The sequence below is a fragment of the uncultured Tyzzerella sp. genome (genome assembly GCF_963558545.1).
Lineage (GTDB): Bacteria > Bacillota > Clostridia > Lachnospirales > CAG-274 > Tyzzerella.
This window is the reverse complement of sequence record NZ_CAUWHO010000036.1, coordinates 1-22089: the sequence shown is the minus strand read 5'-3', so window position 1 is coordinate 22089 and position 22089 is coordinate 1. Positions and strand designations below refer to the sequence as shown.

Below are 22089 nucleotides of genomic sequence, written 5' to 3'. Positions count from 1 at the left end.
AATTTATATAATTTTTACTTTATATATATAAGTCATATCTTATTTGATATAAATAAAAAAGAGATATGTTTAACATATCTCTTTTTTATTATTAAAAACAATGTATAATTTAATCATCTCTATTATTAAATATAACTAACAACCTTATTAACTGTAATATACCAGTCAATGCTGCTGCAACATATGTCAATGCTGCTGCCCCCAAAACTTTTTTAGAACCATTTATTTCATTTTTTTGTAAAAAAGAATATTCTTCTAGCATTTCTAAAGCCCTTTTAGAAGCATTAAACTCTACTGGCAAAGTTATTAATTGGAAAATAACTACTACTGTAAATAAAACTATTCCTATTTGTAATAAAATAAGGCTATTACTCATAAATCCAAATATTAACCCTATTGTTATTAATATCCAAGATGCCTTAGAGCTAAAATTTACAACAGGTGCTATACTACTTCTAATAGTTAATGGGATATATCCATAATGATGTTGTATAGCGTGACCTACTTCGTGTGCTGCAACGCTTAAAGATGCAACACTATTTCCACAATAAACACTTTGTGATAACCTTACAACCTTTTTAGATGGGTCATAATGGTCGCTTAATCTTCCTCTTACCATTTCTACAGAAACATCAGAAATACCAGCAATTCTTAGAAGGTCTTTAGCAACCTCTGCACCCACTAGTCCTTTGCTATTAGCTACACGAGAATATGTTTCATACGCCATATTTATCTTCATCTGTGCTATACTAGCAATTATAATACCAGGTATTATTATAAGCATAGTAGGGTCAAAAAATATACCAGGTAAATACATAATAAACACCAACCTTTTAAAATTATATCAAATTTATTATAATTTATAAATTTGATTGAAGAATATTTTAACACAATATTACTTGTTTTTCAATAGAATGTCCTCTTAAATAATCAGAAGATTTCATTCTTTTTCCACCTTTAGCCTGCATTTCTTTTATAATTACAGCAGAGTCTTTAGTTTTTACTATAAATCCATCTTTCTGTACATCTACTATTTCTCCAATATTTCCACTATATCCTGTAACTTCTTCAGCTTCACTTATTTTAAAAACTTCATCTTTATATACAGTATAAGCCATAGGCATAGGGTTTATACCTCTTATTAAATTTATTATATCTTTAGAATTATTATTCCAGTCTATATGTCCCATTTCTTTATTTATCATAGGAGCAAAAGTAGCTTCATCGTGGTCTTGTTTTTCTGGCTTAGCATTTCCTGTTTCTATTAGATATATTGCTTTTATAAGAGCTTCTGCCCCAACTACGCTCATTTTGTCATAAAGAGTTTTATATGTTTCTGTTTTTTCTATAACTATTTCTTCTTTTAATATCATATCTCCAGTATCTACACCTTTTTCCATATACTGAATAGTTACACCTGTTTTTTCTTCTCCATTTATTATAGCCCATTGTATAGGAGCAGCACCTCTATATTTAGGAAGTAAAGAACCGTGAACATTAATACAACCATATTTAGGTATATTTAATACTTCTTCTGATAATATTTGCCCATAAGCTACTACTACAAATAAATCTGCATTTAAACTTTTAAGCTCCTTAACAAAACTTTCATCTCTTGCTTTTTCTGGTTGATAAATTTTTTCTATCCCATTATCAATTGCAAACTGTTTTACTGGTGTATTAAAAAGTTTTTTCCCTCTACCTTTTGGTTTATCTGGTTGAGATATTACAGCAATAACATTATGGTTTTCTATAAGCTTTTTTAAGCTTTCAACAGCAAAATCTGGTGTGCCCATAAAAACTATATTCAAAAAAATCACTCCTTATATATCTTCTATTATACCTTCTACCTTATCTATATAAAGTATTCCTTCAAGATGGTCTATTTCGTGGCATAAAGCTCTAGCCATAAGCCCTTCACCTTCTACTACTATTTTTTCTCCATCTCTATTTAACGCCTCTACCTTACAATAGTTAGGTCTTCTAACATCTCCCAATTTACCAGGAACACTAAGACAACCTTCTTCTCCAAACTGCTCTCCATCTGTTTCTATAATAACTGGGTTTATAAGCTCAATAAGGCCTTCTCCAATATCAATAACAATAACACGCCTAAGAACACCTATCTGTGGAGCAGCTAATCCTACTCCATTAGCATTATACATAGTATCTGCCATATCATCTAAAAGTTCTAATATTTTATCATTAATTTCTACTACTTCTTTTGACTTTTTCCTAAGTATATCATCTGTTGATAGTCTTATTTTTCTAAGTGCCATTTTTACTCTCCTTTATTGTATATAATTTGGATTTAAATTTAATATTATATTTAGGCTACTAACATCTATTTTGTTTTTTAAAATATTTACACAATATAAAACAAAATTTTTTAGCCTTGTTTCTTCTTCTGCTTTTATTAATATTTTATATCTATAATGTTTGTTCAATTTATAAATATATGCTTTAGCTACATCTGATATATAAAAATTAGTTTTTTGGTTGTAATATATCATTACCTTATGTAGAAAATTTATAGCATTTATTACAGAATTTTCATCTTCTCCACATATCATTATAAAAAATATATTTGAAAATGGTGGATAAAACATTATTTTTCTTTCCAATATTTCCTTTTCATAAAATCCTTTATAATCATTGTTTTTTGCAAATTGTATGCTATAATGGTCTGGATTATATGTTTGTATAAAAACTCTACCTTTATCTTCTGCTCTACCTGCCCTACCTGAAACCTGTGTTAAAAGTTGAAATGTGTTTTCAGCACTTTTATAATCTCCTGTGTTTAAGGTAATATCTGATGCTATAACACCTACTAAAGATACTTTAGGAAAGTCTAATCCTTTTGCTATCATTTGAGTACCTATTAATATATCTGCTTTATGGTTTTTAAAATCTTCTAAAATATTTTGATGGCTATTTTTTTTAGAGGTAGTGTCCATATCCATTCTCATTACTCTAGCATTTTTAAAATACTTATTAATTTGCTCTTCTATTTTTTGTGTTCCAGTCCCAAAATATCTTATATATTTAGAATTACAGCTAGGACAAATATTAGGTATATTTTCTACACTATTACAATAATGGCATATAAGTTTTTTCTCTTTAAGATGGTATGTATAGCTTACATTACAGTTTTTACATTCCATAACATATCCACATTTTCTACAAGATACAAAAGTAGAATGTCCTCGCCTATTTAAAAATAATATAGTTTGCATATTATTGTCAAGGTTTTCTTTTATTGCATCAAAAAGAGCCTTACTAAATATAGACATATTGCCTTTTTCTAGCTCTTTTCGCATATCTATAACATTCACCTGTGGCATACTATTATTTATTCTATTATTTATATAAACAAGGTCGTACTCTCCATTTTGAGTTTTATAGTATGTATTTATGCTAGGGGTTGCACTACCAAGCACTAATGTTGCACCTGTTAAATTACATATTTGTTCTGCTATCTCTTTTATATCATATTTAGGTGTGCTTTCTGACTTATAAGTAGATTCGTGCTCTTCATCAATTATTATTACACCTAAATTTTCAAATGGAGTAAATATAGCAGACCTAGCACCTACCATAATAGATATTTCATTATCTTTAGCTTTTTTCCACTGGTCAAATCTTTCTCCGTCACTTAATTTAGAATGGGTAACACTAACCTTATTTCCAAATCTTCCTATAAATCTTTCTACTGTTTGAGGTGTTAAAGATATTTCTGGCACAAGCACTATAGCCTGCTTTCCAATTTTTAAAACTTCATCTATTACCTGTAAATAAACTTCTGTTTTTCCACTACCTGTAACACCGTGTAAAAGTATAGGTTTATTTGTTTTTGTACATATTTTTTGTTTTATAAAATTTAAAGCATTGCTTTGCTCATCATTTAACTTTAAATGATATGTTTTATCATAATCTGATATACTTACAGCATCTCTTTTTATTTGCTTTGTTGTAATTTTTATAATACCATTTTTTTCTAAAGTTTGTATTGGGCTTAAACTTATGCCTAAAATAGATTTTATTTCATAAATGCTAATATTATCATTTTTTAATAATATACTTAAAACTTTACCTTGGGAATTATTCTTTTTTAAAATTTTATCTATTATTTCATTAATATTATGTAAATCATAGTTTATATTAGCGTATTTATTAGTTTTATCTTTTATTATTTTAGGCATAATACATTGTAAACATTCAGATAAACTACAATAATACTTATCTGCCATAAATTTTGCAAGTTCTATCATATTATTAGAAAATACTATATATTCATCTGGAAGTGTATATATATTTTTTATATATTTTTCTTCTATATCAGTTTTATCTGTAAATCCTATAACATACCCTTCCCTTATACGATTTCCTTTACCAAAAGGCACAAAAACTCTCATACCTACACAAATTTTTTCTTTAATATTTTCCGGTATAGCATAATGAAATATCCTATCAACATTTTTGTTTGCTATATCAATTATCACTTCTGCATATTTCATAAGTTTTCACCTTACTACTATATAATTAATATATTAAAAAGTCTTTGTAACCAAAGACTTTTTAATATTATCTATTCCTCATCTTCTTTTTCTACCTCTATATCATTAAGGTCCATATCATTAATTTCTATGTCATTAAGGTCTATATCATCTTTGTCATCTTTTTTAGGCTGTATATTATCTTTTTCAAAACATAAAACAGTTCCTTCGCCTTCTGGAACAACTTTAATCTTATCATTTAATATTTCATCAACAGCTGTAGAAACAGGCTTTCCTGGTTTGTTTGTAACCATAGGCTCATCACCTTCTATAATTTGTCTAGCTCTTTTAGCTGCTGCAATAACTATTGTATATCTACTAGTTATTTCATTACTCTCATCACTATTTTTGTTTAATACGTCCATTAATTCTGCATAAGATGGCTTTAACATATTATTCCACTCCTTCTAAAAATGTATTTATTAAATCTATATGTCTTTGGGCAGACATCTTTTCACTTTCTACAATCTTATTAATACTATCAACAGCTTCTTCTACAATCTTATTAATAACAATATAGTCGTATTTATCAATAAGTTTTATCTCTTCTCTAGCTCTTTTCATACGCATATTAATTTTTTCTAAAGTTTCTGTAGCTCTGTTTTCTAATCTACTCCTAAGCTCAGATATATTAGGTGGTGTTAAAAATATAAGTATAGCCTCTTTATATCTTTCTTTAACTTGCAAAGCCCCTTGAACCTCTATCTCTAATATAACATTTTTACCTTGTTGTAGTTGTTCTTCTACATAAAACATAGGTGTTCCGTAGTAGTTTCCACAAAATTCTGCATATTCTAAAAGTTCATTTTTTTCTACCATTTTTTTAAATTCTTCTGTACCTCTAAAAAAATAATGTATACCATCTATCTCACCTTCTCTAGCTTGCCTAGTAGTAATAGATGTAGATAAGGCATATGATTTGTTTTTTATAAGCTCAGACACAACAGTACCTTTGCCAGCACCAGAAGGACCAGATATTATAACCAACAATCCCTTGTTATTCATTATTTACTCTCCTTTAAGTTTTTATTCCATATCAAATTTATCTTGATAAGAGTCGGTATTTTCTTTAGCAACAATCCTATTAGCCATAGTTTCTGGCTGTATAGAAGATAATATTATATAGTCGCTGTCTGTTATAATTACAGCTCTTGTTCTTCTACCATATGTAGCATCGATAAGCTTACCTATATCTCTTGCTTCTTGTATAATTCTTTTTATAGGGGCTGATTCTGGACTTACTATAGATATAATTCTATTAGCTAATACAACATTTCCATATCCTATATTTATAAGCTTTATACCAGACATAGCAATCCTCCATTAATAGTTATTTTTATATATTATACTAAAAAAATAAAATTATTTAAAGTGTTTTTTTATTTTTATCAAAAAAATTTTTTAAATTTGAATAATATTTACAACTAAGTTAATAATAACATTGGAGGTGTTATTAATGAATAACAGTAATAATTTTTTTAAAAAGAATGGATTTTCTATTGCATTATGCTCTTTTATAGCTATTGCCATTGTAGCAAGTATTTACTTTTCTTATAATAATTTTACTAATGAAAACAAACAATTAGCAAAATCAGAAGAAGAACCTTATTTAGAACCAGTTAATAAAAGCGATGTTAAAAGCTATAAAGAAACAGAAACATTAACAGAAAGTTCTACATCTATAAAACAAAATGAAAATAAACAAAGCTTAAATGAAACTACCACTAAAAAAGAAGAAACTTCAACAGAACCTGCAACAGAATCTACAACAAAAGCAACTAATAATAGTACTTCGGCAAAACAAGATGATAAAGTTTTTAGCCTATTTGATGATGAGCAAGAAATGTCTTGGCCTGTTTTTGGAAACATAGTATCAAAATTTGATATGACAACATCTGTATATGATAAAACACTAGACCAATATAAAGTAAGTGATTCTATATGTATAGCTGCTCCTGTTGGTACAGATGTTAAGGCTACTGCAGAAGGTATTGTGGAAAATATTTTTGTAGATGACGAGCTAGGACAAACAGTTTCTATTAATCACGGTAACGGCTGGGTATCTACATACAGCCAACTAGAAGAAAACGTATCTGTTTCTGTAGGTGATATTGTAGATGAAGGTCAGATTATTGGCAAGGTTTCTAACCCTTCAAAATATGGAGTTGCTCTTGGCTCTCATTTAGACTTTAAAGTATTAAAAGATGATACGCCAAAAGACCCAACAGAAGTTTTAACTCAACAAAACGAATAACTATATAACAAAATTTTTATATTTTATTATAAAATATAAGATTAACTTAATTGTAAATAAAAAATTTATAGATACATTGTTTTAAAGCCCTTAAGGGCTTTTTTACTTATTTATTTATTTTAACATACTAAAACTTTTTATATTATAGTATAAACATAATTTTTAAAACTATCTATTTACACTTTATTTTAATTAATTTATAATAAATATGTAAAATAATTATAGAGGTGATTACAAATGTTTAAATTACAACCAAGTTTTAAAGATTATCTTTGGGGAGGAACTAAGCTAAGAACTGTATATGGTAAAGAATGCTCTTTAGATAAAGTAGCAGAAAGCTGGGAACTTTCTACTCATAAAGATGGTCTTACTATTATAGATAGTGGTAGTTATAAAGGTGAAACTTTACTTTCTTATGTAGAAAAATATGGTAAAGAAGTTTTAGGTAGTAAATGCTCTTTAGATAAAGATATACCTATTTTAATTAAATTTATAGATGCTAAAGACGCATTATCTATACAAGTACACCCAGATAATGAATACGCATTAAAAAATGAAAATGACTTTGGAAAGACAGAAATGTGGTATATTATAGATGCCGAGCCTAATGCTAAATTAATATATGGATTTAAAGAAGATATAACTAAAGAACAGTTTAAGCAAGCTATAGAAAACAATAGCTTAGAAGAGCTAGTTAATGAGGTAGATGTAAAAGCAGGAGATGTTTTCTTTATAACTCCAGGTACAATGCACGCTATAGGAAAAGGAATTGTTATTGCAGAAATACAACAACGCTCAAATGTTACTTATAGAATATACGATTTTGGACGTGTTGGTGCTGATGGTAAAACTAGAGAACTGCATATAGATAAAGCTCTTGACGTTACTAAACTAGAGGCTGCTAAAAATGCTAAAAAAGAATATACATTAAATAAATTTGATGGATACGAAAAAGGTAATTTATCTAGCTGTGAATATTTTAATGTAGATTTATTAAATATAGAAACTAATGCTACTTTAAACTGTGACAACACTACATTTAACTGTATTACTATTTTAGATGGTTCTTGTACCATTTCTGGTAAAGAAACTTTAGATGTAAAAAAAGGAGAATCTATCTTTATACCTGCTAGTTATGGAGAATATAATATTACTGGCAAATGTAAAGTTATTTTATCTACTTTATAGTTGTCTTAAAATATAAAACTCCACCTATATTATGTAGGTGGAGTTTTATATTTTTAAAATTAATCCATTTCTATTGCACCAGTATATAGCTGATAATATTTACCTTTTTGCTCTATTAGTTCATTATGATTGCCAGATTCTATTATTCTACCTTTATCTAAAACTATAATTTTATCTGAATTTTGTATAGTTGATAATCTATGAGCAATAACAAAAACTGTCCTACCATTCATAAGCATATCCATACCTTTTTGTACTATTGCCTCTGTATGTGTATCTATACTAGATGTAGCTTCATCTAGTATCATAACTGGAGGGTCTGCAACAATAGCTCTTGCAATAGATAAAAGTTGTTTTTGCCCTTGAGATAAACCTTCTCCACTACCAGATATAACTGTGTTGTACCCGTCTTTTAAAAGCTCTATGAAATGATGTGCATTTGCCTTTTTTGCAGCCTCTATACATTCCTCATCGGTAGCATTAAGGTTACCATATCTTATATTTTCTATAACTGTTCCCGTAAAAAGATTTGTATCTTGTAAAACAACTCCTAAAGAACGCCTTAAATCTGGCTTTTTAATTTTATTAATATTAATACCATCATATCTAATTTTACCATCTGCTATATCATAAAATCTATTTATAAGATTTGTAATAGTAGTTTTACCAGCACCTGTTGCTCCAACAAATGCTATTTTTTGTCCTTGTTTTGCATCTAATGTAACATTATGAAGTACAATTTTTTCTTCTGTATATCCAAAATCTACATCATTAAATTCTACTTCTCCTGTAAGCTGTGTATAAGTTAAGCTACCGTCTTTATGAGGGTGCTTCCACGCCCAAATACCTGTTCTTTCTTTAACTTCAACAAGGTTACCATTTTCATATTTAGCATTTACTAATGTTACATATCCCGTATCTTCTTCTATTTTTTCATCTAAAAGCTCAAATATCCTTTTAGCACCTGCTAAACTCATTACTATAAAGTTCATTTGTTGGGACACTTGTGCAATAGGTGCATTAAAACTTCTACTAAGCATTAAAAATGCAATAATAGCTCCTATTGTTACTCCACCAATATTATTTATAGCTAAAGCACCACCAATAATAGCAAGTAATATATATTGTAATATACCTAAATTGTTTGTCATAGGCATTATTGTATTTGCAAAAGTATTAGCTTTATAAGTATTTTCCCTAAGGTTATTATTTTTCTTATCAAATTCTTCTTTAGCCTTTTCTTCATAACAAAATACCTTTACAACCTTTTGCCCATTTATCATTTCTTCTATATATCCATTAAGCTCACCTAAAGCTTTTTGCTGTGCTCTAAAATATTTTGAGCTTTTGCCAGCAACCTCTTTAACACAATATAACTGAAAACATAAAAATAAAATTACAAACAATGTTAAATATAAACTTGTGGAAACCATAGTTACAAAAACACTAGTAACTGTTATAATAGCAGAAAATAACTGTGGTATACTTTGTGATAAGGCTTGCCTTAAAGAATCTACATCATTTGTATAATGGCTCATAACATCTCCGTGAGAATTTGTATCAAAATATCTTATAGGTAATTTTTGCATATGAGAAAACATATCATTACGTATTTTATTAAGTATACTTTGGGATATATCAACCATTATCCTAGTGTATATAAATGAAGCTATAACCCCTATTAAAAATATGGTTATAAGTATGCTAATTACTTTAACTATACCAACATATGATGGATTTTCTACACCTATTAAAGGTGTAATATAATCATCTATTAATATCCTTATAGCCGTAGCATTAGCAGCAGAAACAATAGATGTTAATATAATACATATTATAACTATACTAAATTTTAGTTTATATACTTTCATATAAGACATTAATCTTTTTATAGTATTTTTATCAATAGATTTTCTATCTACGTTTATAGGAGTTTTTCCTTTATGCATTTTCATTACCTCCTTTCTGTTGAAGTCTATAAATGTCCATATATATCTCGTTATCTTTAAGCAATTGTTGGTGAGTCCCTATTGCATCTATTTTACCTTCTTCCATAACTATAATTTTATCTGCGTGTTGTATAGAGGATACCCTTTGAGCAATAATTATTTTTGTAGTATTAGGTATTTCATTTTTAAATGCTTCTCTTATTAAAGCGTCTGTTTTTGTATCAACGGCACTTGTAGAATCGTCTAAAATTAGTATTTTAGGCTTTTTAAGTAATGCACGTGCAATACAAAGTCTCTGTCTTTGTCCACCAGATACATTAGTACCACCTTGCTCTATATGTGTGTCATATTTATTTTCAAATTCTTGTATAAAATCGTGTGCACAGGCAAGCTTGCATACTCTTTCCATTTCTTCATCTGTTGCACTTTCATTACCCCAACGTAAATTTTCTTTTATAGTACCAGAAAAGAGTGTATTTTTTTGCAACACCATAGCAACACTTTCTCTAAGTGCTTCTAAGTCGTAATTTTTAACATCTTCTCCACCAACATATACAGTCCCACTTAATGTATCATATAGTCTAGGTATAAGCTGTACTAATGTACTTTTTGAGCTACCTGTTGCACCTATTATACCAACTGTTTCTCCTTCTTTTATATCCAAATTAATATCTATAAGACAACATTTGTTTTTATCATTAGTATAGCTAAAGCTAACATCTCTAAAGCTTACATCTCCAGATTTTACTTCTGTTTTAGCCATATTATTATTTTTAATATCTGTTTCTTCTTTTAATATTTCTACTATTCTTTCTGCCGATGCTTTAGACATAACTAACATAACAAGTATCATAGATAACATCATTAAACTAATTAAAATTTGTGTAGAATAAGTAATAAGTGTTGTTAATTCTCCTGTTTGCATATCTCCTTGTATTATATATTTTGCACTAAACCAAGCTAAGCCTATCAACGCACCATATATAACTAAGTTCATTAATGGATTTGTAAAAGCAACTATTTTTTCTGTTTTTACATACTTTTCAAATAAATCTGTTGCAACCTCTTTAAACTTACTTTCTTCAAAATCTTCCCTAACATAAGATTTTACAACCCTTATGCCATATAAGTTTTCTTGTACAACACTATTTAATTTATCATATACTTTAAATATTTTTTGAAAAATTGGATAAACATTTTTTATTATAATATATAAGCTAATTCCAAGAATAATTATGGCTACTAAAAATATAATAGATAACTTTGGATTAAGATAAAAGGCCATAGAAAATGAAGAAAATAACATAACAGGACTCCTTACAGCAACTCTTATAATCATTTGATAAGCATTTTGTATATTAGTTACATCTGTTGTAAGCCTTGTTATTATACTAGATGTAGAAAATTTATCTATATTGTTAAATGAAAATTTTTGTATATTGTAGTACATATCTTTTCTTAAATTTTTAGAAAATCCAGATGCTGCCGATGCTGCATATTTACCTGATAACACACCACAAGATAAAGATATAATACACAATATAGCAAGAAATACTCCTATCTTTACTATATATTCCATATTTTGTGCTTCTATCCCATTGTTTATAAGCTTTGCCATATAAAAAGGTATTAAAACTTCCATAGCAACCTCACCTATCATAAACAATGGAGCTAATATGGAATCTTTTTTATATTCTCTAACAGATTTTAACAATGTTTTAATCATAAATTACCCCCTTATTTTAATAAAATACTACTTAATATTATTTTCTATTTTTTCCAATACCTTATAAAAATTTTTAAGTTCTTCATCATCTATACCTTTTAAAACCGTTTGTTCCATTTTAATTATCTCAGATACAATATTGTTATGGATAGCCTTAGATTTTTCTGTTAATACAACCTTTTTAAGCCTTGCATCACACCCTACACGTTCACGTTTTATAATGCCGTTTTTTTCCATAACATTTAATATAGAGGTAACTGTAGAACGTCTTATACAAAATTTTTCTTCTATATCTTTTTGAAAAATATCTTTGTCCTGATTTTCAAGTAAATATTTAGCAATAACTATATGCCTACTTGTCAAATTATATTGATGATGCCTATTAATAATATCTTCCGCATATCTTTTAAGAAGATTAGACACCTTTCTTATTTTTAAAATAATACTTTCTTCTTCACACATTTTAATATCCTCACTTATTTGTTAGTGTACTAACATTATATTTAATATTTATTATATTGTCAATATAAAATAATAACACATATGTTAATTATATAAAAAAGGCTAAAGAAATCTCTTTAACCTTTAATTTAATTAGTATTTTAAATTTAAATTTATATCTAAACTAAACAAATTTTTTAGTCTATTTTATATTTTTGTTCTAGTCCTTTATAAAGTTCTGCACTAACTGTAATAGATATACGTCTATCTTCTTTGTCAACTAAATATAGTACTGTATAAACTGTAGGGTCTTTATATTGGTTAAATTGTAATAACTGACTTACTTTATATTCTTCCAAAATATTTTTAATATCTTCTTTGTCTTCTATTTTAATATCTTCAATATTTATGTATTTAACATCTTCCAATTTAATATCTTGTGGATATATATTTAAAGATTCTAAATATTTTAATGTATTTTTGTAGTTACTATTTATATAAATTGCATTTTCTCCATATCTAAAATCATATTCCCAAGCTCTATAAATCCCAAAATATACTTTAAATAAAGCTTCTTCATTTTGACTATAAATTCCATTTTCTTCTATATCTTTTCTAATATTATCTAATAATTTTTTATCATTTCGTAAATCAATTGTATCACCCTTGTTATTTATTAGATACATCTTATCTATATGTATATCCGTTCTATAAATGGCTGGATATGCTTGTTCAATATATTCTTTACTATTAAGTATTTCTTGTAAATAGCTATTTTCATCTTGTAAATCTTCATAGTCAAAGCCTATAAATCTTGATAAAATATTTCCATTTTTTAATTTATATGTCAATTTAACACCATTAGTTACATATCTATTTAAATCTATTCCAGTTTCTACATAATTTTTATGTACTTGTATTGATGATTGTATAATTTCTTTGTTATCTATATTTTTTGCTTCTTCTGAATTTCCCATAAAATCAATACTTATATTTTCTACTTTTTCTATACTAGGAACATATTCTAACCTTTTAAAAATATCAAATTGATATATAGATGTAACTACAATACATATAGCAATACAACCAATTATACTATACCAATTTTTAAATATAGCTCTAAAATCAAACTCGTATATAATTTCTACTAAGCAGTGTAATATAATACAACCTATGATAATACCTAAATATAAAGTAAATGTACTATAAGATATTGTGCAAAACATAAAACCTACTAAAAATGAACCTGAACAAACACCTAAATATTTAAAAATAGTTTTAGCATATTTAAATGATATACATTCACCTGATTTTTCACTTTTTCTAACTTTAAATAATATTAAACTTACAATACCAATTATTATAGTTGCTACAACATATCCAATTAATATACTTATTTTATTATCCTCTAAATATATGTTTGTGTCCATTAACGAAATATAAAAAATTAAAGGATTATAAATAAGTTGATACATACTAGTATTATTTAGTTCTATTATTGGGCTAAAAAATATGCCTGATAAAGTTATAATAACAATACTAACAATACTAAAAAGATTAATCAAAATAGTTGATAAAATAAAACCTATTATTGTATTACCAGCTAGTACATTTGCAAATACTGTGATAGAATATAGAAGTATAAAAATTATTGTGTCAACCATTATAGCTTCTAAAACTTCCTTAAACGCTACTATCTCACTACCTAAAATCACTTTAAATATAGTATATAATATAACCTGTGATATTATTATTACAGGCACTACAATAGATATACCTAAAATATATTTTAGAAAAAACAACTTGCTTCTTAATATTGGTAAAGAATGATAAAAATCTACTTTTTTCTTGCTATGTAAATAAGAAAATATTACTGTACCCATAATAACAGATAATCCTATTACTATAACTTTATTAAATTCATTGTCTATTGTCAAATAAGTATTTAATGATTTAAGTTTGTGTAACAACAAATCTTCTACTGTACCTAATTTTTTCTCTCTTAAATAATTAGAATAATCTAATAAAGGTAAAATTATTTTAGAAAATATAAATCCTACAATAGTTAAAGCTAACGCCCATATATATTTTTTATATTCTTCTTTAAATAATTTAAATGATAAGTGATTTGATGTCATATCCTATTCCCTCCGTTTCTGCTATAAATATTTCTTCTAATGATAATGGTAACATTTCAAAAAATATAGGGTTTAAACTAGCTAAATATCCATTTATATACTCCATATTACCTTTTATAGTAAGAACATTTAAAGAGCCCCTACTCTCTGTTTTCATTATGTCTAAATTATTATATATATCTTTTGGTATTCCTTCTTTAAAAACTATTTGCACTTTATGTATGTCTAGCTTTAGCTCATCTAAATCTTTTGATAATAACATACCTCCCCTATGTAAAAGCCCTATATTATCACATATATCCTCAATTTCTCTAAGATTGTGAGATGCTATAACAGGTGTAAGGTTTCTTTCTTCTATATCCTGTGCAAAAAGACTTTTTACAGCCTGTCTAACAACAGGGTCTAGCCCGTCAAATGTTTCGTCACAAAATAGATAATCTGTTTTTGCACATATGCCGCATATAACAGAAACTTGCTTTTTCATACCTTTTGAAAATGTTTTTATTTTTCTCTTTTCATCTAAATTAAAAGAACCCATAAGCTTTTTATATCTATCTACATCAAAATTTTTATAAATAGTTTTATAATAGTTTTTCATATCTTGTGGTGTAGAGTTACTAAAGAAAAATTGCTCATCTGATATATAAAAAAACTTACTTTTTACTTCAGGATTATCAAAAACATCTTTATCATTTATTTTTATAGACCCACTATCTGGCTTTAATATTCCCGATATCATTCTTAAAAATGTAGATTTACCTGCACCATTAGTCCCTATAAGCCCAAAAACATTTCCATTTTTTATAGTTGCAGAAACATTATCTACGGCTAACATATTTTCAAATTTCTTTGTTACATTTAAAGCTTGTATCATATAAATTCTCCTCTCACTTAAACCAACTTAAAATTAAATCATCTGTTGCACCTATATCTTTAGCCTCATATATAAGTGCTTTTATTTCATTTTTTATAATCTCAAGCCTATCATTTATAGCATCTTTACAATTAGGGGATATAAAGCTACCTCTACCTTTTACAGAATATATTATTCCTTTGCTTTCTAATGTAGTATAAGAACGCTGTATAGTATTAGGGTTTATAGATAGCTCCATAGCTAATTGCCTAACACTTGGCAATTGTTCGTCTGGCTTTAATATACCCTTTATAGCCAGTTTTTCTATATTATTTACTAATTGTTCATATATAGGTTTTGGATTTCTAAAATCTATATTAAACATATTATACCTCCCTTCTATAAGTGTATTAGTTGTGTTCATACACTTATTATAATTAATACTAATTAATTTGTCAATACCATAAATTAATAAATTATCTTATTTTTCTTAAGTTTAATACATATACTTTAATCATACAAATTTTATTAAATTATATTTAAAATTCTTGACAATATTTTTTAGTTGTTTTATAATTTTAAGGATATACTAGGTTTATTATATATTTATATAAATTTATTAAGGAGTGTCGTTAAATGAATGAAGGAAAAAAAATAATTTTAACTCACGAAGGTCTTGAAAATTTAGAACAAGAATTACAAGAATTAAAGGTTGTTAGAAGAAAAGATGTTGCTGCAAAAATTAAAGAAGCTAGAGGACAAGGAGACCTTTCTGAAAATGCAGAATATGATGCAGCTAAAGAAGAGCAAGCAGAAATAGAGTCTAGAATAATAACAATAGAAAATATGTTAAGAAATGCCGAAGTTATCGATTCTGGTAATGTTACAGACACAGTAAGTATCGGTAATAAAATAAAACTTTTTGATTCAGAATTTGAAGAAGAAATAGAGTATACACTTGTAGGTTCAGCAGAAGCAGACCCATTTAATGGTAAAATTTCAAACGAATCTCCTATTGGTTCTACTATTATAGGACATAAAGTTGGAGATGTAGTTGAAGTTGATACACCAGATGGGATTATCAATTTTAAAATATTAGAAATAAACTAGGAGGAGCTTTATGGAAAACACAAATGAAAATCAAATTTCAGAAAATCCACAACAATTAAACGAGCTTTTACAAATAAGACATAACAAACTAAATGAGCTTAAAGAAAAGGGTAAAGACCCATTTGAAGTAACAAAAGCAGAAGTTACTCATCATAGCAAAGAAATTAAAGATAATTTTGAAAATTTTGACCAAAAAGATGTGGCTGTGGCAGGACGTATAATGAGCAAACGTGTTATGGGTAAAGCATCTTTTTGTGATATACAAGATAGAGATGGTAGAATTCAAAGCTATGTTAGTAAAAATGAAATTGGCGAAGAAGACTATGTAGAATTTAAAAAATTTGATATAGGTGATATAATATCAATAAAAGGTACAGTTTTTAAAACTCAAAAAGAAGAAATATCTATAAAAGCACATAGTGTTACTCTTCTTTCTAAAAGTTTACAAATTTTACCAGAAAAGTTTCACGGGCTTAAAGACCAAGACCTTAGATATCGCCAACGTTATGTTGACTTAATTGTCAATCCTGAAGTTAAAGATTCATTCTTTAAACGTTCTCAAATTATAAAAAGCATTAGAAATTATTTAGATAATAAAAATTTCTTAGAAGTAGAAACACCTATTTTACAAAGTATATATGGTGGTGCTCACGCTAGACCTTTTGTTACACATCACAACACATTGGATTTAGATTTATATATGCGTATAGCATTAGAGCTTCCTTTAAAACGCCTTATAGTTGGTGGATTTGAAAATGTGTACGAAATAGGCCGTGTATTTAGAAATGAAGGTATGAGCATTAAGCATAACCCAGAATTTACATTAATGGAACTTTACCAAGCATACGCTGACTATAATGATATGATGGATTTAACAGAAGGTTTAATAAAAACAGTTACTAAAGATGTTTTAGGAACTTTAAATATAAAATATCAAGGTAATGATTTAGACCTTTCTAAACCTTTTGAAAAAATATCTATGATAGATGCTGTTAAAAAATATTCTAATGTAGATTTTAAAGAAATAAATAGTGTAGAAGAAGCTAGAGAAATAGCTAAAAAACATAATATCCAATTTGAAAATCATCATCAAAAAGGTGATATATTAAGCCTTTTCTTTGATGAATTTGTAGAGCATAATCTTATACAACCTACATTTATAACAGACCACCCAGTAGATATTTCTCCTCTTTCAAAAAGAAAACCATCAGACCCAGAATATACAGAAAGATTTGAATTATTTATTGTAGGTAGAGAGTTTGCCAATGCTTATTCAGAGCTTAATGACCCTATAGACCAAAGAGAAAGATTTGAAGCACAAGAAAAACTTCGCTCAGAGGGTAATGACGAAGCAACTATGCTAGATGACGACTTCTTATTAGCTCTGGAATATGGTATGCCGCCAACAGGTGGTTTAGGTATAGGTATAGACCGTCTGGTTATGCTTATTACAGACTCTGCATCTATTAGAGATGTACTTTTATTCCCTACAATGAAACCATTAAATAATTAATAATAAAAAATAAGGTATGATTAAAATCATACCTTGTTTTTTATTTCTTCACTATCTTTAATATGCCCCCATTTATATTTACTAATATGTCCCCATTTATATTTATGTAAATCTTCCCAAACATTATAATCTAATGTAGAATTTATTATTAAATTAACAGGTACAATCAATTCTAACAAATTATTAACAGTTGTAAATAGCTCTTTATTTTTTAATGATATTTTTACATTTAAAATAAATTTATCATATATCATTTCCAAAATATAACCATCTTCACCACATATAGAACTTAATTTTTCTTGTAAACTTTCTAAAGTAAATGGCAAAGTTTGATTATATAATGCTAATATATCATATTTTCTTTTTTCTATACTATCAGTAAGCTTAGGTACTATGTCTAACATTTTTTCATAGTGATTTACTGCATTTTGGCTAGATTCTAAAACAAATAAATCATTTAATAGTATTTCTATATTTTTATTTATAGTTTCAATTTCTGGCTCACTTATGTACATTATTTTTTTAATTTCTTCTATATTTTGCATAAAATATGGTAAATAATTAAGTAACATTTATATCACCTCTTAAAGGTATAGAATACTCATCTAATATAAAATTTTCCATATTTTCATTTATTTTAGTGTTTCTTATATCCTCAATACCTAAAATATTTAATATATTACTTTCTATATGGCTTATTCTAATAATTATACTATTATTTTCTTCCCAAGTTTTACAAAGTTCTTGTATATAATTTTCTATACTTTCCTCTATATACCCTTTTATATCATCTATTTGGTATCCGGGCTTTAAGTCAATTTCTGTTTCTATATTTATAGTTATAGGCTTTACAGGTTCAATAGTTACAAAATGTCCAATAGGAGCAATTCCCATACCCTCACCAGTATATTGTATCGGGTCTATTTTTTCTTGTACTATATCTAATAAATCTTGTGTAGGTTCATTATAGCTATTGTTTGTTATAACTACTTTAACTGTACCACCACCATTAGGTACACGATATACTTTTATACCTCCAATACCTCCATTAGCTACAACATCTTCATCGTCATTTAGTAATCTAACCTTTTCTATATAATCTGCTCTATTACCACCAAAAGCCTGACTTCTAAAGCTTTCAAAATATCTTTTTCTAAAAGTTTCTGTTTCTTCTTCATCTACACCTGATATATGTATTTTATGTATTTTAGCCGTTTTCAAATTTGGTATATTATCTATAGGTAATAAATCTCCATAAGATATGTTACCTTCACTTCCTATTTGTTCACATTTTAGTTTGTAGTATTCTTCTTCTTTTTCACCTATGTAATAAAAATTTACTTCATCATCAGTAGAAAATCTTTCTCCACCTTTTAAATTTATATTTCCTTGTAAATTTGCTAAAATAACAGAATGTGTAGCAGGAAATGGTTTAAGTCCTCTTTCCATAGCTCTTTTTATAAGATAATGTCTACTAGCAGTATCTGCAAATCCTTCTTTTAAAACTCTATCCAGTTCAATATAAGCTTGTGCAAGCTCTGCACATATAGGAGCTAAAGCATCATATATAATAGAGCCTTGCCTTTTGTCAAAATCATTAGATACTTTTTCCATAGCTCTTTTTAATATATTGTTAAATGTCATTTGCTCATACATAATTAAACCTCCAAACTAAAATTAAAATCACCAAAAATAGATTTTACTATAAAATTAGTACATAAACTGCATCTGTCATTATACACATCAAAAAATTCAAAATCATAAACATCTAGTATTCTATCATCAATAGATAAAGCATCTTTTATACGCCTTTCTATTTCTATTTTTACATACTCTTTAGGCATACCTATTAAATCATCTATTTCTATACCATAATTCCAGTCATATATTTCATATTTATATCTTTTTGTTATTAATATTTTATATATAGCTTGAGTTAAAGATTTTATTTCATTAAACAGTCCTCTAGCTATATTTTTATCAAAATCTATTTTATATGTTTTAGAAGGCATTGTTATAATGCTAATATTATTAATATTATTTTTATTAGGTAACATTTCCCCTCCTTAAATCTATTTATCATCAATTTTTTTATCTGTTATAGTATCTACTATAAAAAATCTTTGCCCACCACTCTCTCTAATAATAAATAATTTTGTACCCTTTTTTATAACTCCACCAAAATTACTTGTTCTTATTATTTCATCTTCCGTAATAAATATTTTTTCATCTAATTTTATTTTTAATATTTCTTCTTCAATAACCTCACCTATGTAAGTTTCTACAAATTTTATAGAATTTATAGTATGTAAAATACTAGATTTTATTATGTCTAAAAAATTCATATCTCCTCCTATACATTACCTAAAACAATTTTCATTGTATGCTCATTATTTTTTATAGTATGTATACACTCTTTAACAATCATATTCCTTAGGTTTTTATTAACCACTATATCTATCAAACTACCAGCTCTTATCCTATAATCACCAAAACATATAATTTCAATATTTTCATTTATTTTGTTGTGTACATTAAGTATATTTTTGGCATAATTTTTAGCCTGTACACTGTTAAAATCATTAGGTAATCGTTCAAATTTTCTAAGAGTTCCCCATTTATTTTTATTATTAATATCCTCTTCTAAATAGGTAGATATTATTTTAGTTTTTTTATTTTTAACAGAAACTTTTACAGAATTATAAACATTTTTATCAATTGAAGTTGTATAATAATAATCAATTGCGTATTTATCACAATCTATTAAAATAGGTAATTTCATATTTTCATAGCTTTTCAAAGTTATTTTACCAAAATCATCAAAAAGAATATATTTTTTATTATTAAAACTTTTTGTTAGTTCAAGTGCAGTATATATAATATCTAATATAGTTTGATTTTCTTCTATTCTATAAGGTATAATATAACCTGTTTCTTCTATACTTCCTGTTTCTACTCCAAAATCGGCACAAATCATTTTTAATACTTGGCTAGCTGTTTTATTTTTATATATATAGGTATCTCTAGTAATAAAATATCTTATAGAATCATATGCAGTAATACTAATTATTTCATTACATATTATTTTTTTAGTAAATATATACCCTAAAAATATATTATTTTCATCAGTTTTTAGGCATATGCTATCTCCTTCATAAAACTTAATATTATTATCTAATAATATACTTAATTGTAATTTTGTTGGCTGATATTTATAATTACTTTTTATAGCTATTTTATCTATTATCCTATTAGTTATGTCAACTATACCACCTTCAGAATATATAATTATTTTTATATAAATACCTCCCTTAATATAGCTTTAAAACAGTTCCAACCTTCAATTTTTTAGGGTCTGTTATATTGTTTAATTGCATAATATGTTTATATTTTGTTTCATCATTAAGCTCCCTTTTAGCAATCTTCCATAAAGTATCACCAGATTTAACAGTATAGCTTTTATTAGGTTCTTTAGAAGTTCTATTAGTAGTAATGTTGTATACATTATTATTTTTATCTGACAATGTTAATGTTTCTTCTTTTATCTCCACATATTCTCTAAAAACTAAATCAACTAAAAAATCTCCTTCTTCTCCAGCATTTTCATATACTATATATTCCTCTAATGTTACATTTATATTCCCCTTAAATATTTCTTCTCCATTAGGTAAAATTCTTGTTATCAAAAGTTGTAGTGGCTTTTTATTAGCCTTAAACTCTCTAAACTTCCCTAAATATAATATTGGTTTACCAATTATAACGTTTGGAGAATATCTAGGCTGTACAAAAGGCAAAAGCAAATCATTAGGCAACATAATAGTCATAAATATTTCTCTAAGCCCAATACCTTTCATAATATTCACTTCTCCCATACCAATAGTTTCATATTTTTTATTAGTATTGTAAGATTTTGTTATCATTTTTTCAGGTGGTATAGGTAATTGATATATTTCTTGTTTGTGCTCATATTTCAATAAATAAGTATATATATATCCACCTCCTATTTAATATCACACATAAAAATCATTTCGTCAGTAATCATTTCTTTTATTTTATCAAATATAAAATCATAATCTAAATTTTTAGTAATTTCTATCTGTGTTTTGTATGTATTGTTATATAAATTTTGTTTTCTTATATCCGTATTTGTACTACATATTTTATTATTTTCTACAAAATATTTAGATAACTTTCTAAAATAGCTTGTATTAATATATTTATTCTTAAATTTACCAATATTAATTAAATTTTTATAGTACAAAGTTTTTATATTATTTAAGTATTCTTTTTTATTTTCAAACATATGTTTATAGCTATTATAAAAATTACTATTATAACTTCCTTCAAAAACATTATTATTG

Annotated in this window: 23 protein-coding genes and 1 pseudogene; 4 read left to right on the top strand and 20 right to left on the bottom strand. The window is 26.6% G+C overall.

All coding sequences use genetic code 11. From position 1 onward, the window contains the following. Positions 1-109: 109 nt before the first annotated feature. From R5Z65_RS06845 to remA, 7 genes are all read right to left on the bottom strand, one after another. Positions 110-817: a zinc metallopeptidase gene (locus R5Z65_RS06845; RefSeq protein WP_317368071.1), complete on the bottom strand. Its 708-nt coding sequence runs from the start codon at positions 815-817 to the stop codon at positions 110-112. Positions 818-884: 67 nt separating this feature from the next. Next, positions 885-1811 (bottom strand): methionyl-tRNA formyltransferase, encoded by a 927-nt coding sequence (gene fmt, locus R5Z65_RS06840; protein ID WP_317368070.1) that lies wholly within the window; start codon positions 1809-1811, stop codon positions 885-887. 12 nt (positions 1812-1823) lie between these two features. Then, positions 1824-2279: a peptide deformylase gene (gene def / locus R5Z65_RS06835; protein ID WP_317368068.1), complete on the bottom strand. Its 456-nt coding sequence runs from the start codon at positions 2277-2279 to the stop codon at positions 1824-1826. A 12-nt stretch (positions 2280-2291) separates the two neighbouring features. Beyond that, positions 2292-4517, bottom strand: a complete 2226-nt coding sequence (gene priA, locus R5Z65_RS06830) for a primosomal protein N' (protein ID WP_317368067.1) — start codon at positions 4515-4517, stop codon at positions 2292-2294. Positions 4518-4588: 71 nt separating this feature from the next. Then, positions 4589-4948 carry a DNA-directed RNA polymerase subunit omega gene (gene rpoZ / locus R5Z65_RS06825; protein WP_317368066.1) on the bottom strand — a complete coding sequence of 120 codons (360 nt, stop codon included), beginning with the start codon at positions 4946-4948 and terminating at the stop codon, positions 4589-4591. 1 nt (position 4949) lies between these two features. Next, positions 4950-5561, bottom strand: coding sequence for a guanylate kinase (gmk, locus tag R5Z65_RS06820; RefSeq protein WP_317368064.1), 612 nt, complete (start codon positions 5559-5561; stop codon positions 4950-4952). Positions 5562-5582: 21 nt separating this feature from the next. Beyond that, complete coding sequence (gene remA / locus R5Z65_RS06815; protein ID WP_317368062.1) at positions 5583-5867, bottom strand: extracellular matrix/biofilm regulator RemA; 285 nt, start codon at positions 5865-5867, stop codon at positions 5583-5585. Between the two features lie 145 nt (positions 5868-6012). On the opposite strand from remA, the gene R5Z65_RS06810 reads away from it, so the two are divergent. Further along, the gene (locus R5Z65_RS06810; protein WP_317368060.1) at positions 6013-6810 is read left to right on the top strand and encodes a M23 family metallopeptidase; all 798 of its coding nucleotides are present in this window, start codon (positions 6013-6015) and stop codon (positions 6808-6810) included. Positions 6811-7047: 237 nt separating this feature from the next. Further along, positions 7048-7998, top strand: coding sequence for a type I phosphomannose isomerase catalytic subunit (locus R5Z65_RS06805; RefSeq protein WP_317368059.1), 951 nt, complete (start codon positions 7048-7050; stop codon positions 7996-7998). Between the two features lie 59 nt (positions 7999-8057). On the opposite strand, the gene R5Z65_RS06800 is transcribed toward R5Z65_RS06805, so the two are convergent. From R5Z65_RS06800 to R5Z65_RS06775, 6 genes are all read right to left on the bottom strand, one after another. Further along, the gene (locus R5Z65_RS06800) at positions 8058-9947 is read right to left on the bottom strand and encodes an ABC transporter ATP-binding protein (protein ID WP_317368058.1); all 1890 of its coding nucleotides are present in this window, start codon (positions 9945-9947) and stop codon (positions 8058-8060) included. Further along, the gene (locus R5Z65_RS06795) at positions 9940-11673 is read right to left on the bottom strand and encodes an ABC transporter ATP-binding protein (RefSeq protein WP_317368057.1); all 1734 of its coding nucleotides are present in this window, start codon (positions 11671-11673) and stop codon (positions 9940-9942) included. The genes R5Z65_RS06800 and R5Z65_RS06795 overlap by 8 nt, the downstream gene beginning before the upstream one ends. Before the next feature lie 27 nt (positions 11674-11700). Beyond that, a complete protein-coding gene (locus tag R5Z65_RS06790; RefSeq protein WP_317368056.1) occupies positions 11701-12135 on the bottom strand; it encodes a MarR family transcriptional regulator in 435 nt (144 codons plus the stop codon). A gap of 176 nt (positions 12136-12311) precedes the next feature. Then, a complete protein-coding gene (locus tag R5Z65_RS06785) occupies positions 12312-14252 on the bottom strand; it encodes a hypothetical protein (protein ID WP_317368055.1) in 1941 nt (646 codons plus the stop codon). Next, positions 14227-15126 carry an ABC transporter ATP-binding protein gene (locus tag R5Z65_RS06780; RefSeq protein WP_317368054.1) on the bottom strand — a complete coding sequence of 300 codons (900 nt, stop codon included), beginning with the start codon at positions 15124-15126 and terminating at the stop codon, positions 14227-14229. Before R5Z65_RS06780 ends, R5Z65_RS06785 begins: the two co-directional genes overlap by 26 nt. A 13-nt stretch (positions 15127-15139) precedes the next feature. After that, positions 15140-15490, bottom strand: a complete 351-nt coding sequence (locus R5Z65_RS06775; RefSeq protein WP_317368052.1) for a GntR family transcriptional regulator — start codon at positions 15488-15490, stop codon at positions 15140-15142. A 251-nt stretch (positions 15491-15741) separates the two neighbouring features. Here R5Z65_RS06775 and greA point away from each other — a divergent pair, with 251 nt between their 5' ends. Together greA and lysS are read left to right on the top strand one after the other, a co-directional pair. Beyond that, the gene (greA, locus tag R5Z65_RS06770; RefSeq protein ID WP_317368050.1) at positions 15742-16215 is read left to right on the top strand and encodes a transcription elongation factor GreA; all 474 of its coding nucleotides are present in this window, start codon (positions 15742-15744) and stop codon (positions 16213-16215) included. Between the two features lie 10 nt (positions 16216-16225). After that, a pseudogene (gene lysS, locus R5Z65_RS06765) lies at positions 16226-17713 on the top strand (lysine--tRNA ligase); the annotation flags it as partial. 41 nt (positions 17714-17754) lie between these two features. Here the strand turns inward: lysS and R5Z65_RS06760 are convergent. The 7 genes from R5Z65_RS06760 to R5Z65_RS06730 form a co-directional block, all read right to left on the bottom strand. Further along, positions 17755-18300: a putative phage tail protein gene (locus R5Z65_RS06760; protein ID WP_317368046.1), complete on the bottom strand. Its 546-nt coding sequence runs from the start codon at positions 18298-18300 to the stop codon at positions 17755-17757. Next, the gene (locus tag R5Z65_RS06755; protein WP_317368045.1) at positions 18290-19384 is read right to left on the bottom strand and encodes a baseplate J/gp47 family protein; all 1095 of its coding nucleotides are present in this window, start codon (positions 19382-19384) and stop codon (positions 18290-18292) included. The genes R5Z65_RS06760 and R5Z65_RS06755 overlap by 11 nt, the downstream gene beginning before the upstream one ends. 2 nt (positions 19385-19386) lie before the next feature. After that, positions 19387-19785, bottom strand: a complete 399-nt coding sequence (locus R5Z65_RS06750) for a DUF2634 domain-containing protein (RefSeq protein WP_317368044.1) — start codon at positions 19783-19785, stop codon at positions 19387-19389. Between the two features lie 15 nt (positions 19786-19800). Beyond that, positions 19801-20073, bottom strand: coding sequence for a DUF2577 family protein (locus R5Z65_RS06745; protein ID WP_317368043.1), 273 nt, complete (start codon positions 20071-20073; stop codon positions 19801-19803). A gap of 8 nt (positions 20074-20081) precedes the next feature. Further along, on the bottom strand, positions 20082-20705 hold the full coding sequence (locus R5Z65_RS06740) for a hypothetical protein (protein ID WP_317368041.1): 624 nt from the start codon (positions 20703-20705) through the stop codon (positions 20082-20084). Positions 20706-21039: 334 nt separating this feature from the next. Continuing rightward, positions 21040-21702: a LysM domain-containing protein gene (locus R5Z65_RS06735; protein WP_317368039.1), complete on the bottom strand. Its 663-nt coding sequence runs from the start codon at positions 21700-21702 to the stop codon at positions 21040-21042. A 26-nt stretch (positions 21703-21728) separates the two neighbouring features. Next, positions 21729-22089: hypothetical protein (locus R5Z65_RS06730; protein ID WP_317368037.1), on the bottom strand; the 361-nt coding region annotated here is incomplete at its 5' end.